The sequence below is a fragment of the Wolbachia endosymbiont of Spodoptera picta genome, assembly GCF_018141665.1.
In the GTDB taxonomy this organism is placed as follows: domain Bacteria; phylum Pseudomonadota; class Alphaproteobacteria; order Rickettsiales; family Anaplasmataceae; genus Wolbachia.
The window spans coordinates 1,151,993-1,166,118 of record NZ_CP067976.1 but is presented as its reverse complement, the minus strand read 5'-3'; the positions used below and the strand labels follow the sequence as shown (position 1 = coordinate 1,166,118).

Annotated in this window: 14 protein-coding genes and 1 riboswitch; of the genes, 4 read left to right on the top strand and 10 right to left on the bottom strand. The window is 34.2% G+C overall.

The genetic code is table 11. The annotated features are described in order from the left end of the window. The first annotated feature begins 102 nt into the window (after nt 1-102). Nucleotides 103-1,548 (top strand): ankyrin repeat domain-containing protein, encoded by a 1,446-nt coding sequence (locus JKF54_RS05355; RefSeq protein WP_211907910.1) that lies wholly within the window; start codon nt 103-105, stop codon nt 1,546-1,548. Between the two features lie 760 nt (nt 1,549-2,308). On the opposite strand, the gene JKF54_RS05350 is transcribed toward JKF54_RS05355, so the two are convergent. The 8 genes from JKF54_RS05350 to pgsA form a co-directional block, all read right to left on the bottom strand. Further along, nucleotides 2,309-2,989 carry a thiamine diphosphokinase gene (locus JKF54_RS05350; protein ID WP_211907909.1) on the bottom strand — a complete coding sequence of 227 codons (681 nt, stop codon included), beginning with the start codon at nt 2,987-2,989 and terminating at the stop codon, nt 2,309-2,311. Then, nucleotides 2,961-3,245 (bottom strand): SemiSWEET family sugar transporter, encoded by a 285-nt coding sequence (locus JKF54_RS05345; RefSeq protein WP_017532519.1) that lies wholly within the window; start codon nt 3,243-3,245, stop codon nt 2,961-2,963. Before JKF54_RS05345 ends, JKF54_RS05350 begins: the two co-directional genes overlap by 29 nt. Continuing rightward, nucleotides 3,234-3,336: riboswitch (TPP riboswitch) on the bottom strand. (Overlaps the previous gene by 12 nt.) A 76-nt stretch (nt 3,337-3,412) precedes the next feature. Beyond that, complete coding sequence (locus JKF54_RS05340; RefSeq protein ID WP_211907908.1) at nt 3,413-4,282, bottom strand: SPFH domain-containing protein; 870 nt, start codon at nt 4,280-4,282, stop codon at nt 3,413-3,415. Continuing rightward, the gene (locus JKF54_RS05335; protein WP_211907907.1) at nt 4,266-5,324 is read right to left on the bottom strand and encodes a M23 family metallopeptidase; all 1,059 of its coding nucleotides are present in this window, start codon (nt 5,322-5,324) and stop codon (nt 4,266-4,268) included. Before JKF54_RS05335 ends, JKF54_RS05340 begins: the two co-directional genes overlap by 17 nt. After that, nucleotides 5,321-6,061, bottom strand: a complete 741-nt coding sequence (locus JKF54_RS05330) for a YebC/PmpR family DNA-binding transcriptional regulator (protein WP_211907905.1) — start codon at nt 6,059-6,061, stop codon at nt 5,321-5,323. Before JKF54_RS05330 ends, JKF54_RS05335 begins: the two co-directional genes overlap by 4 nt. A 7-nt stretch (nt 6,062-6,068) precedes the next feature. Beyond that, on the bottom strand, nt 6,069-6,755 hold the full coding sequence (gene bamD / locus JKF54_RS05325; protein ID WP_211907903.1) for an outer membrane protein assembly factor BamD: 687 nt from the start codon (nt 6,753-6,755) through the stop codon (nt 6,069-6,071). Between the two features lie 67 nt (nt 6,756-6,822). Continuing rightward, nucleotides 6,823-7,797, bottom strand: coding sequence for a hypothetical protein (locus JKF54_RS05320; RefSeq protein WP_211907901.1), 975 nt, complete (start codon nt 7,795-7,797; stop codon nt 6,823-6,825). A 100-nt stretch (nt 7,798-7,897) separates the two neighbouring features. Beyond that, the gene (gene pgsA, locus JKF54_RS05315; RefSeq protein WP_211907899.1) at nt 7,898-8,440 is read right to left on the bottom strand and encodes a CDP-diacylglycerol--glycerol-3-phosphate 3-phosphatidyltransferase; all 543 of its coding nucleotides are present in this window, start codon (nt 8,438-8,440) and stop codon (nt 7,898-7,900) included. A 119-nt stretch (nt 8,441-8,559) separates the two neighbouring features. Here pgsA and JKF54_RS05310 point away from each other — a divergent pair, with 119 nt between their 5' ends. The 3 genes from JKF54_RS05310 to grxD are packed head-to-tail and all read left to right on the top strand — an operon-like array spanning nt 8,560 to nt 10,476. Further along, entirely contained in the window at nt 8,560-9,879 is a 1,320-nt protein-coding gene (locus JKF54_RS05310; RefSeq protein WP_211907897.1) for a malic enzyme-like NAD(P)-binding protein, read from the top strand. Nucleotides 9,880-9,917: 38 nt separating this feature from the next. After that, nucleotides 9,918-10,136, top strand: a complete 219-nt coding sequence (locus tag JKF54_RS05305; protein WP_211907895.1) for a BolA/IbaG family iron-sulfur metabolism protein — start codon at nt 9,918-9,920, stop codon at nt 10,134-10,136. Nucleotides 10,137-10,152: 16 nt separating this feature from the next. Beyond that, nucleotides 10,153-10,476, top strand: coding sequence for a Grx4 family monothiol glutaredoxin (gene grxD / locus JKF54_RS05300; protein ID WP_211907893.1), 324 nt, complete (start codon nt 10,153-10,155; stop codon nt 10,474-10,476). A 184-nt stretch (nt 10,477-10,660) separates the two neighbouring features. Here grxD and JKF54_RS05295 read toward each other — a convergent pair whose 3' ends face one another. Together JKF54_RS05295 and JKF54_RS05290 are read right to left on the bottom strand one after the other, a co-directional pair. Further along, nucleotides 10,661-11,695: an efflux RND transporter periplasmic adaptor subunit gene (locus JKF54_RS05295; RefSeq protein WP_246433138.1), complete on the bottom strand. Its 1,035-nt coding sequence runs from the start codon at nt 11,693-11,695 to the stop codon at nt 10,661-10,663. A gap of 1,027 nt (nt 11,696-12,722) precedes the next feature. After that, a complete protein-coding gene (locus JKF54_RS05290) occupies nt 12,723-14,111 on the bottom strand; it encodes a hypothetical protein (RefSeq protein ID WP_211907889.1) in 1,389 nt (462 codons plus the stop codon). Nucleotides 14,112-14,126 lie beyond the last annotated feature (15 nt).

Here is a 14,126-nt window from a genome sequence, read left to right as displayed (position 1 = left end):
AATTTCGGTATGTGGTGCTGGCATCCAGAGAACTTTATCTGCAGAGTTCATTGATTATTAGCAACTGTACCATGATAATACAATTTCTATAGAAAAGTTCAGATGAGTGGCAATTTTATTGATTATACACATTTTAACAGCTCCCTAAATCAGGGTGAGAAAGTTCGATTAGCTGAAAAGACTCACAAAGTTAGGGAAATCTTCTTAAAATATATCAGCAATGATGTTCATAATATGTCAGTTGAGGTTCTTAACACCTATGATTTTGGAAAAGAATATAATGATATATTTAAACAACCAAACAGTATTCATGTACAATTTGGAGATGTTGGAGATAAAGTATTAATTTACTCATGGCCTCGTTACAACGAGTTTGATGAAAGTAAATGGAAAAATTTTTTATCACAACTAACAAAGGATCATAATCTAAAATTTATTGGAACTGGGCCACTTGAGTTTAAATATGAAGGTTTTAATTACAGTGTGTATCCTCCAGCTTTCAACTTTTCACAAAAAGAAATATCTTCAAGACAAATCAATAAAGTTTATACCCTTTTCAAAGCGACAATTTCTGATGATTATAAAGATTATGAACCTTTAGCTTTCAGCTTTTCACAAGAAGAAGTAAATAAAATTATAGAAAATATTAAAAGATCTCATAAGTCAATAAAAAAGCAAGTCATTGACCATTACCAATCATCAGGAAAAGATTTTGTTAAAAATGATTTAGACTTCATAAAGATTGGTACCGATATAAATAATAAAACAAGATTTAGTTCTGTAATATATTTTAACAAACCCAATGGTGTTAATGAAATTAAACTAGAATTATATAAAGCGACTCCCTTACACTTATTTGCTAAGCTTGGGGACAGTTTTTCTCAGCAGCTAGAAGATGATCTAGATAAGGGGGCAGATGTTAATGCAATAGATGAAAGTGAAAAGACCCCTTTACATTATGCTGCTAAAAATGGTCATATAGACATAGTAAAAATTCTATTAGCAGTAGACGGAATCGCTATCAATGTAAAAGACAAGGATGAAAAAACTCCTTTTGATTTAGCTAAAACAGAAGAAATAAAAGCTCTATTAAAAAAAGCCGCAGAAAAAACTGATGACAGTTCAGTATCGACAGATAGTGAAGGAGATCAAGAGGAAGATGCTGGACAAGAAGGTAATGTCCAACCAGTTACACAAGAGCAAGACCCAAAGGAAGAACAACAGGAGATCAGTGCAGAAGAAGAAAGTGATGTAAAAATTGAAGCTGCTGATAATGGACATTCTATTGACATAACACTTACACAAAATGGTGTTAGTCCACGAAGTGAATCATCAACAAATGAAGAACAGCCAAGCTCTTTTTTTAGTAGTTTGTTTGGTATACTGATTAAACCTTTTTCTTTAATAAGATCATTTTTGGGTGGATTTTTTTCATGGTTGTTTGGATCTGATGAACCATCAACTGAATCTGATCAAATAATTGCACCAAGTAACTCAGGAGGAGAGGAGCTAACAAACTATCAAGAGGGTGATAATAATATTATATAATAGATTTCTTGCATAACTGGAATGCAAAAAAAAATCAGTTGATGTCATGAAAGTAGCTGACACTGGCACCCAGTTAAATTTACGGAGTATAATGGATTTCAGCGTCAAGCACACAGCTGTACGAACATTCATTTTTGCAGGTAAATTGCACAGCAAATGGTGTCATTCCAGTGCTTGACACTGGCATCCAGTCCTTTCACAGAGTTCCATCCAAAACGTTGTAAAGTGTTTACCAACTTAGGCCCAATCTGGATTCCAGTGTCAAGCACTGGAATGACACCGTCTGCTACGCGAATTGCCCACAAACCACAATGTTCGTACAGCTGTGACTGGAATGACAAGAAAGGGAGCAATGACTTGCACATTCCCCTGAACAGATACCTTGACATTAAAGTTTCTAGGTTTGAGTAGTGAAATCCGATCAGTATGAAAATTAGCAAACTCCTTTTTATTCGCTGTAGAATAAAATTTTTTATTTTAATGAAAAAATTGCTTCCGCATACTCAAGATGCCATTATAATGATGGTAGAGATATTTAGAGAGCTCAAAATCTATCTTGGTCTGCAGACCTTTTAACCAATTTTTCAATAAAAATTCAGCCACATCTGTTGTGTGTACATTCTGAATCTTTTTTATACAGGAGGATTTTATGTCCAGAATTCCAGATATTTGACCTTTACTTTAGCTAATAACAGGCGCCTGTAGTTTTTAGAATTAGTGTTAACACGGTTTTTCTACTTTTTTTTCTTAATGTTTTAACTCAATACACACCATCATCATTTACTGCTTCTAAATATATCATTGCTAAACACACGCCGCTGTGTATTTCTATAGATAACTCATTGCCTAAACTTCGATTAAAGCAAGAATTCTTTCCTGGAAAAGCAAGGTTACTAAGGTACAGTTCCCATTGTAATCCTTTAGTTGATATTTGAGCTTTCGGTATACCAAGTAAGGATATTTTAGTATTTTTTAGCAAAGAGGAAAAATAGCTAATACCTTTTTGTAAGGCGTACCCCACCGTGGGAGGCGAAGGCATATAAAAGATACTATCTGTACTTAAAAAAAAGTTAATATTTTGTAGTATATGATCAATTGCTCCTCCAGTAATACCCGTTACTATTGATGGCAATAACTTTACTGTTTTTAAGTGAGCCATTGCTTTAGAAAAGTCGCAATAATCTTGATCAGGTAGATATACTGTATTTAAATTAGCACGTAAATTCGGATTTATACTATCCAAATCTCCTATTACAAGATCAGGTTTTACGCCAATTGATAGAAGCTTATTTGCTCCTCCATCTACAGCAATAACAGGTATATCTTGTTTAAAAAACGATGAATCAGGTATTTCTCCATTTAGTACTACAATAGAACGATATTCTTGCTCCACGCTACAATGTAGCATATGGTTATAAAACGCTTCGTGCAGTTTTTGCATCGTAGTAACATTTTTGAACAATTGATATTATACTGATCACTAATCCAGCAATATTACTGAGTATCACAAAAGTTAAACCCTGACAAATACCGTAAATAAGCCAAGATGATGAACAAATAAGATAATTCACTAACATTAGCATCGATACGTCACGAGTAAGTTTTGTGATATATGCTCTATATACTTGAGGCAATAACCCAATGAGAGATGTAATGAACGCGATGAAGCCAAAGCATTCTTCAATATTTATATACATACATTTTCCTACGTTTGTTTTAACAAGATCAGGTTCAAAGGGTTGTACTTTATGTACTCTCAGCTTTTTTAGAGCACCCCTAATGCGTGTAATTTATAACATCATTTAGTCTATTAATCAAGAAATTAACAGTGACTTGCATTCATGAAACCCAATCGGCTTCTATGCTAATTATTATCCAAACTAATAGTCGGCTGTGCATCCTGCTCAGAGATCAGAGCAACTAGCAAATTGTTTATCAATTGAACCTTTTGTTTTCCATCCAATTGTAAGCTTTTATTTTTTTCAAAATGGGCTATTACTTCTTCGATAATTCCTATTGCATTTTGCACTATATGCCTTCTTGCAGAGGTGATGGCATGCGCTTGTTGACGCCTCAGCATTGCTTGTGCAATCTCAGATGAATAGGCCAAATGCGATATTCTCGCTTCTGCAATTTCAATTCCAGCAATATTCAATCTTTGTTGTAGCATTGATCTCAATTCATTTGAAATTTTATCAGAATTTTTACGCAAAGATTCCTCATCGTTTTCGCTATCATACGGATAATTACTTGCCAGTTCTCTAATTACCGAGTCACTTTGCACAAAAACGAATTCATGATAATTATTAACATTATAATATGCCTTTGCAGGACTGCTAACTCTCCAAACAATTACTACTGAAATCTCTATCGGACTTCCATTAGCATCATTAACTTTAATTTTTTCTGTGTTAATATTCTGAAATTTCAGAGACACTCTATATTTACTCGAAAACGGAAGCGTTACACATATTCCAGACTTAAAATAAGTTCCAATATAATGACCAAAAAACTCTATCACTCTTGCTTCATTAGGGTCATTAACGAAAAGTGCCTGAAGAAAAGTCAAAATTGAAACAGCAGCAACTCCAAGTGCAATTGTGCTGTCATACACAAAAAGTACCAATAAAATTAACCCTAGCGCTATTAGTACAGGAAAAGCCCGAATTTTACTTAGATTTCTATCACTTATCGTATTTTTATCTGTGCTGTCTTTATCAGATTGCTTTTTCACTTGCACCCTCTCTGCTGATTATTTCATCTACCTTACTTACAAATAATTTAAACTCTCTTAATTCACGATCAGGCAACTTTATCTCATTGCCATGAGCTATCGTAAGCGGATCAATATGTTTACCATTATATATAACTTCATAATGTAAATGAGGTCCTGTTGCAACACCAGTGCTGCCGACATAAGCAATGATCTGCCCCTGCTTTACTTTAGAGCCTAACTTTATATCGCTACTAAATTTGCTTATATGTGCGTAACAAGTTGAATATTCATTTTTGTGTTTTATTTTGATGTAATTTCCATAGCCACCATTCTTTCCTATATATTCTACCACACCCTCTGCAGCAGCATATATGGGACTGCCAAGCTTAGCTGCATAATCTACTCCTTTGTGAAAAGCAATTTTACCGCGAACAGGATGCTTTCTATTACCAAATTTCGAAGATATACGATAATCTCCATTCAAAGGACTTACGAAACTCTTTAAGCTTACACCCTCTTTATTAAAATACCTTTCTTTGCCGTCTTGCGATTTATAATGATATAAGCTAATGGCTTTATTGTTTGTTGTCAGTGAAGTATATAAAATTTTTTCTTCAGCTTTCTGATTACCGAGTGATTTCTCAAAAAGAACCTCCAACTTACCTTTTGGCACAATGTCTTTTTTAAAACCTATACCAAAATCTTTATATACGTTGATTAATTTCATCACCGTATTTGGCGCCAAACCTCCTGCATCAAAAAAAGAGGATTTTATGTCACTGGATATGAATGATAGCTTTCTATCACTTTCTGTCACCAAAGCAGCTTTTTTTTTCCTGATCCCGTCTTGGAATAACACTGGAGAGTGGGTTAGTGTCATTCCAGTGCTTGACACTGGAATCCAGCTTTTTAATCGAAAATGTTGTATAGCGTACTGTTTATAATCAATTTTGCTAGATTCCAGTGTCTGGGCACTGGAATGACAATAGTCTTTCTGCACAAATGTTTCAGTTGCATATGCTGGTAAAATACAAAGCAGTGGAAGTATTACCAGCCTCATAGTTTATCAGCAAAAATAAAATTACCTTCAACATACTGCACATCATCATTATCTTCTAGCTCTTCAACTAATATAGATAATTTATCAATTAATTCTTTGTCGCTAACTTCAATCAGGTCCTTTGGTTGCCATGAAAGACGAGCAAGTTCTGGTTCTCCAAATTTTGTATAGAAAGCGTCACGTACTTTACCAAAGTCTTTTACTTCACAAGTTATAACATATAATTCTTCTTTGTTATTTTCCTCAACATTCAATACTTCTAATTCAATTCCATAGTTAAATAAATCTTCAAAATTTATACCCTCTGCTTTATAGACAATTAAGCCTACATGATCGAAAAGGTAACTCACACATCCTGTTTCTCCCAAATTACCGCCTTTGCGAGAAAAGATATAACGTATCTCAGAAGCAGTTCGGTTGCGATTATTTGTCAGAGCATGGACAATAAGTGCAGCACCAGAAGGTCCGCAGCCTTCATATTGTATTTCTTCATAACTTTCTCCAGCAACGTTACCAGCTGCATTTTTTATTGCTGTTTCTATTTTATCTTTTGGTAGATTTTCCTTTCGCGCAGCAAAGATAGCAGAGCGAAGACGTGGATTGAGTTCGGGATCAGGCAGCCCTTGTTTTGCAGCAACTGTTATTTCCCTAATGAGCTTCGTAAATTTTTGCGAGCGCTTTGCATCCTGAGCACCTTTTCGATGTTTTATATTTGAAAACTGTGAATGACCAGCCATAAGAAAACTAATTAACCCCTTCTACTAACATATTTTCATACTGCTCAGCTTCTAAGTCAAGGCCAAGAGCTAAGTGAGCTGTTATTAAATAACTAATAACTCTAGAAGAATATTTAGAATCTTTATCGCTTATCATATTTTGAAAACGCTTAATTGCTGCTAAATATTCACCACGCTTTAGGTAAAATTCACCAATAGAATACTCTTTTTTTGATATATGTTCTGTGATTAATTTTTCTTTTTCTTTGATCTCTTCTATATATTCGCTATTCGGAAAAAGATTAATATATTCAGTAGCTAGCTCTAAAGTTTTATATGCAATTTGTTGCCCAAGCTGCACTTTGTTAATTTGCATGTAATAAGATAATACTCTTAAGTAATATACATATGGCAAATCTTCACCATTTGGATAAACGTATATATAATCATCCATATCACTTGCAGCACCGCTGTATTTACCCATATTATAGTGAGAAAACCCAGACAATAATTTGGCTTTCATTGCCCAATAAGATAAAGGATACAAATCCTCTATCTTTTGAAATGCTCTAATAGCTTGCTTATATTTTTTCTGATCATAAAGCTTAACTGCCTCCTCATATAGTTCAGTTTCAGTGTGTTCAAGGTCATTCGCATATAACTGCGTAAAGTGGCAAATTAGAAGAAAAAAGCATATGATTAAAGTCTTATACATAAGATTTTTTTTGATCAAAATAAAGTATAGACTAAATATTACCTAAATAAACAAATTTTTGGCATTATCATCGAGCAAAAACCTGCCCTTCCCGTATATTACCTATACCAGCACCTGTTGAAACACCTTTTCCACTCACTTCTACGTTCTCTAGCTTTCTAATATAAGAATGTATGATCAATCCACTTCCGACCATCAAAAGAGCAATACCTACTAGACCTAAAGCAGGTCCAACAGCAGATAATGCTACTTCAGAAATCAACATTATCCTCCTGACTAGTAATAAAGAAGAACCAGCAAGCATTAACTTAGCTGTAGACATATTGCTTGTCTTTTTTTCAGATTTCTCATCAAAGCCTTGATCTTTTTCTACTTCAGAATTTTTATTTTTCTTGTACTCACAATAGCAAAAAGTAGCACTCGCTACAAAGTAGAATATACTAGAAATTGAAAAAGCTACGTCTTCTATTATTCCTTGTGCCAATGCTTCGCTTACTATGCTAGCCACAATAACTAATGTAACTAAAGCAGCATCAGCATAGTTACAGTAATCATCAACTGTATAAGGAATATCTCTCTTTTCTTTTTCTCCATCTTCAATATTCTCCAACTCTCGTTCTTTTTCTGCTATTTTTCTATTATTATAAATTAAATATAGCGTGCAAATAAGAGATAAGACTGTGAAAGGTAATATAATATGGCCTAATGCACCGCTTATAAGGCCAAGTAATACCTGATCGCTACATGTTTTTTCGAGCTCAATTGCCATCAGCGATGCAAATGGAACCATTGTTGCCAATGATACACATTTTCTATTTAGCTCTCTTTTTTTTAACGTTAATAACTCCTGTTCCAGCTTCTGCTTTTTTTTTCCTTCTTCAAGTATTAATAATTCTTGCTCAAGTTTTTTTCTCTTTTTTTCTTCTTCATCAACTGTTGACCAGAAATCTCGAAAAAAATCCTCTATTTTAATATCTTTCTCAGAACTTGATCTCTTAAAGGAAGACTCAGTATTAAAGCTATCTATAATAATACCAGTCATACAAACTTGACTAATTTATAAACTAATACATTATACAGGATTTTAACTAATCAGTCAATATTGTGAAATTATTAACTTTCTTTGTATACTCTTAAGCAATTTAGTCAATCTGTTTGATGCTAGCTAGAACGTAATTATAGCCTGACCACATAGTCATAACAGCTGCAGCCCATAAGCAAATCACACCTGCATATCGAATTTTCTCATAATCACTCATTATTAGCGCTACCACAGCAATCATCTGCAAAAATGTTTTAATTTTTCCAGCCTTACTCACAGGTAGGCTAACGTTTGTAGCTATCAAAAACTCCCGCATACCTGAAACTAATATCTCCCTACAAACAATTATAACTGACGGTATAATTGTAATATCATCTATCTTGTGCTTATAAACTAGCATGATTATTGTTGAAGCTACTACTAACTTGTCGGCAATTGGATCAAATAACTTGCCAAAATCCGATTGGACTTTCCATGCACGTGCTAAATAACCATCAAAAAAATCTGTAATGCACGCAAACATAAAGATCAATATTGTTATTAGACTTGCATATTTACTTTCTATATAAAAGCTTGATATTATTGCCGGTATCGCGAGCGCACGAGAAATTGTTAGCAAATTAGGCACGTTTTTCTTAAGCATGTAAGTCACACTATTGGTAGATAAACTTATACAGAAGTACAGCAGAATTCACAAGCTAATAGTTGAACATTCATAAAAACCCCATATACTTAAAAAATTACTAACAATAAGCTCAAAGCATGAATAATGATTTAGATAACACCACAAAACAAGAAGCACTTAAGTACCATAATAAAAGTGGTAAACCTGGTAAGGTATCGGTTATACCAACAAAACCCTTATCCACACAGCATGACCTATCACTTGCTTATTCCCCTGGTGTTGCAGCCCCATGCCTTGCAATAGCTAAAAATCCTAAAGCTGTTTATGATTACACGGCAAAAAGCAATTATGTGGCTGTCATTTCAAATGGCACCGCAGTGCTGGGACTTGGCAATATCGGTCCTCTTGCTTCAAAACCCGTCATGGAAGGCAAAGCTGTTTTATTTAAGCGTTTTGCTGACATTGATGCAATTGATATAGAAGTTGACACAGAAAACATAGAAGATTTCATCAATGCAGTAAGGTATCTTGGTCCAAGTTGGGGGGGAATAAATTTAGAAGATATAAAATCTCCTGATTGTTTCATAATAGAAAAACGTCTAAATGAATTGATGGATATTCCGGTTTTTCATGATGATCAACATGGAACTGCAGTAGTTGTTGCAGCTGGTATAGAAAATGCCCTCGATATTGCTGGAAAGAAATTAGAGAATGTCAAGATCATCATGAATGGTGCTGGAGCAGCTGGTATTGCGTGTTTGGAAATACTGAAGTCTATGGGTGCTAAGAACATAGTACTATGTGACAAACAAGGAGTAATACACAAAGACAGAAAAGAGGATATGAATGAGTGGAAGGAAAAATATGCAATTGACACTAAAGAACGTTCTCTACTTGATGCCATAAAAGGCGCTGATATATTCATCGGACTATCCGCAAAGGATGTGCTTAGCGAAGAGATGTTAAAAAGCATGGGTAAAGACCCGATCATTTTTGCTCTTGCTAACCCTGATCCAGAAGTAAGGCCTGAATTTGCAAAATCTGTAAGGCCAGATGCAATAATTGCAACTGGTAGGTCAGACTATAACAACCAAGTCAATAACGTAATGGGATTTCCTTACATATTCAGAGGAGCACTCGACGTACATGCAACGACAATAAATGATGAAATGAAAATTGCTGCTGCAGATGCAATAGCAAAGCTTGCCCGCGAATCAGTGCCAAATGAGATATCTGCAGCCTATGGCGGTCGTAAAATGAGCTATGGACGTGAATATATAATACCTACTCCATTTGATCCAAGATTAATTTCTATAGTATCTCCTGCTGTTGCAAAAGCTGCAGTTACTTCAGGTGTGGCAAGAAAGGAAATAGAGAACTGGAATAAGTATGAAAGCCAATTAAAATCTCGTCTTGCTAGTGCTCTAAGCACGCTGAATCTATTGTCTTCACAATAATTAATTGCGTATTTTAGACTTATAATTAAAATAAACTGATGACTATTACAATTCACGAGTTAGAGAAAATTATCAAACAATCATTTCCTGATGCTGATATAAAGATTAAGGACCTTGCTGGAGATGATGATCATTACCATCTAAAAATAACTTCCAAGTGTTTTTCTGGAAAGACAAAAATAGAACAACATAGAATGGTATATAAAGCTCTCAAAGATCAGTCTATACATGCATTGCAACTAGAAACTAGCACTTAAAATTAAGGTGATATTTATGAACAACTTTGAACAAATAAAAAAAGACATAGCAGAAAATGATGTAGTGCTGTATATGAAAGGCACCTCTGACTTTCCTCAATGCGGATTCTCTGGGCTCGTCGTGTCAATTCTCAAAAAATTGAATGTAAAGTTTAAATGCATCAACGTACTTGAGAATGATGAAATACGTCAGTCCATAAAAAGTTTTTCTGATTGGCCAACAATTCCACAAATATATATAAAGGGAGAGTTTATTGGTGGCTGTGACATAATCCGTGAGATGTATGAAAACGGTGAATTACAAAATTTGTTAAAAGAAAAAAAGGTTATTGCCGAGTAAGTTTACACAGCAGAGTGGCAAAATAAAAACATAGTGTCAGTGTCCAGACACTGCCTTCTTTTCTGGATTTCAGTGTCAGCTACTTGAATGACACCCTTTTAGTAGCACACACACAACTGTACAAATATTGTGATTTATACCTCAAAAATGCGAGTAGCTCATTTGGTGTCATGTTACATTCGAGTTATACCTTATCACCAGGCTTCACAAATAGATGACCCAATGTTATTAGCTTTATAGGCTTACTTTCATTATTTGCGACTACCCAAACTCCATCGTCTTCATAATCAACAATTTCTATTGTTGTAAATACTACATAATTATTATCATCAACAATCTTTATTCCAAGAATACCATCGTCATTTAAGCTTAAGGCCGAAGAAGGAATTTTATATGCAAATCTTTCACCTGAAGGGAGGCTTACACTAGCAGTCAGTCCTTGCAAAGATATAATCTCATTATCAGTTACCTTTACCTCCACTCTATAAGATCCAGTTTTAGGCTCAGCAATTTTACTAATAAAACTCACTTCACCTACTAATTCCCTTCCGTCTAGCAAATTAATTTGCGCTGTGCTACCTAGCTTTATTTTATTTACTTCATTTTCTGAAACATATAACACCACAAGAACCTGATCAAAATTAACTATGTCATTTATCTTATGTCCAAGATTAACAAAATCCCCTTCATTTACGTTGATCTTATCTATATAACCATCAATAGGAGATTTAATCGCAGTGTTTTCTAAATCCAATTCTAGCCTTTTTAGGTCAGCTTTTGCACTCTGCAATGCAGTAAAAGCTGATTCCACTCTTATCTGTGCTCCATAGCCTTTTTTATTCAATTTTCGAGAGGAATCATACTCAATTTCACGCTGATTTAATAAAGCTTTGGCTTTCTCAACTTGTGCAACTCTGTCATAATCTTCTATCTTTAAAATTACATCGCCTCTTTTTACTTTTTCACCATCAGACAAATAAATAGCAATAACTTGACCACTTGTTCTTGAGACAAGGCTTGCCCTATGCAAGGGATTTACTGTACCAGAAAAATTTAAATATACAGTGCGATTTTGTGGAGTATAATCCTGAGTTTTTACTGAAAAACTACTAATTGGATTATCACTATGAACCGCCTGATCTTTTTTTAAAAATGTATTGTTGATAAAAAACAGTAGAATAAGAGCAATACTGGAAACGATGATTACTTTGTTTCTCATCCTTAAACAGTAAAATTTATTGACCAATCTTGTTAGAAATAACTGCATAAATTTTCAAATATCAGAAGTATAAGTATAATACATCTATTGTTACTCTATAAACAGTTTTACGTAAGCAAATTTTCCTACAATAAGTAAGTTTGCCAAAATGAAATTTTTAATTAAGAAACCTTATCCGAAAAGTTATTATGTCAATATAAGAATTAACATTATATTAGCATATAAGTACTAACGTGCTATTAGTTTTATAATTAAGGAGTATATTATGACAAACCCTATACTAAACCCTCCATTTTAATGGAAGGCACTTCATGATTGCTATAGAGAATGTGAAGAAAAGTCCCCAGGGTGGGTAACAGCAGAGCGAAATAATTGCAAGTGGTACTGTCGTCTGAAAGATACTCATGGCTTATTTAAATCTGATTCACAAGAAGAGTCTACACCTATTGATATAAGTAGTACATTCAGAGAGATTGGAAATAAATTCTATGATCCCGCAGATTCAGTGCTGTTCTATAGTAAAATAAAGGATCAAAGTTCAATTAGTAAGTCTACTTTTGTAGACTTACTCTCTCATATTGACTCAACTGCAGAGCTGAAGTGCTAATGCCTGATTTTTTTTACTGACTTTCCGTATTTTCAGGAAGAGGAGACCCTATTAACTCCATCTTGGTCTGTTGTACCACAATGTGCGTACAGCAACTAAAAGGGTGTCATCCCAGTGCGTGACACTGGAATCCATAATCTTTTCAAAAACTCAGAATTCCTTGATCCCAGTGTCACGCACTGGGATGACACCTATTTATTTTCGGTGCTCCCTTTCTTGTCATCCGAGTAGCCTTTGCTTGTCATTCAAGTAGCAGACACTCGAATCCATTATACTCCGTAAATTTAACTGGATGCCAGTGTCTGAGCACTGGCATGACAACAAAGGAGCTACTTTCATGACAACATTTAGTTGTATTTCTCTCATCTACCTATTTTGCCACCCTGATGAGTAGATATATTAGCATATATTTAATAGAGTTTAGCTCTTCACTAAACGGGCACCCAATTGTTCAACACTATCAATTTTAATTTGTAAAGTATCCTTTACAAACTTGTTAGCCTGGTCTGTACTCATAAAAGCTACCCATTTATTAGGCATTAATTTTTCCATAACAGCTCTATCTTTATTTTGCAAATGACAAATATAGCTATACTTTTTAAAATCTAGAAGTTTAGCAAAGCCATCACGATCATTCTCATGGTGAAAAGCAACATTTATACCTACTATTTCGTCCGTTTCTTGCAGCTTTCCATCTTTATCTATTACCTGTGCCTTAGCAAGCGCAACTGTAGGTTTATGGCCATAATTTGCTCCAATAACCCTTCTTATTGAATGTTCTATTGCTATTTTTTGCACTTCAGGATTTTCATCAAACTCTTTCAAAAAATTAAGGTGTAAGTTAATATATTCAGAGTATTTCAATCTGTGTTTTTTATGTATAGTTGGTTTGTAGGACAGTTCATTTGTAGGTGACTTATAGTTTGCAAGAAGCAATTTTTGTTCATACTGCTCATTAAATTCCTTTATCTTTTCAAAATGTCTTTCATATTGAGTCAATCCATCTTTCCCTTTTTTCTCCATCCTTTCCAAGAATTTCTCTACAGGTTCTCGTTTGGCTAGATTAATTTTGCGTATAAGCGGAATTTGTTTTTTCAAGCTAATCCAATATGGTAGGCAAACAACTTTTGCATCTTTCGAAAATAGACCTTCTAACTTTTTCACTGCATTGTATAAGTTTGCTGATTCTGGTTTATAATGCCCGCTATTATTGTCTATATAAGTTATTTTACCATTTACCACTTTCATTAAACCAGAACATAAAACTGGCCTACCACCTGCAAGAGTTGAATGACGATAAGCCCATTCGCTTTTGTTAACATTAATATGTTCATGAGTTACTAATTTTCCATCAAGCGTGATAACATAAGCTACACAACCTTTTTTACCCTTACTAATTTTATCAGTTGTATCATATAGTTTGCCTTTAAAGCCTTTTAACTTATTACCTTCCACTTCTGGCATTAAGTCCACGTATAATTTTCCTTTATAAGGAATTTTAGTATACTCTGCTTGGTCATCTGGAGTAAAATACTTAACCCTTGTATTAGTTCCAGGAATTTTTCTTCCTTCAACTCCAACTTCTGGAAACAAATTATATCGTGGAAAAAAATAAGTAAAATTATTCTCTATCCAATACAGAATCTTATTTATGATACCAAAAACCTTTCTATTACCTAAATCAATAGAGAGTTGCTGTTCCTTTGGTACTGCTAGATAATTGGACTTTGTACCAGATTTGCCAAATTCTTTGGCAGCATATTTAAACTTTTCTAGTAAATATTCCTTACGTTCTTTTGATACTGACATTTTTACCTAACTCAC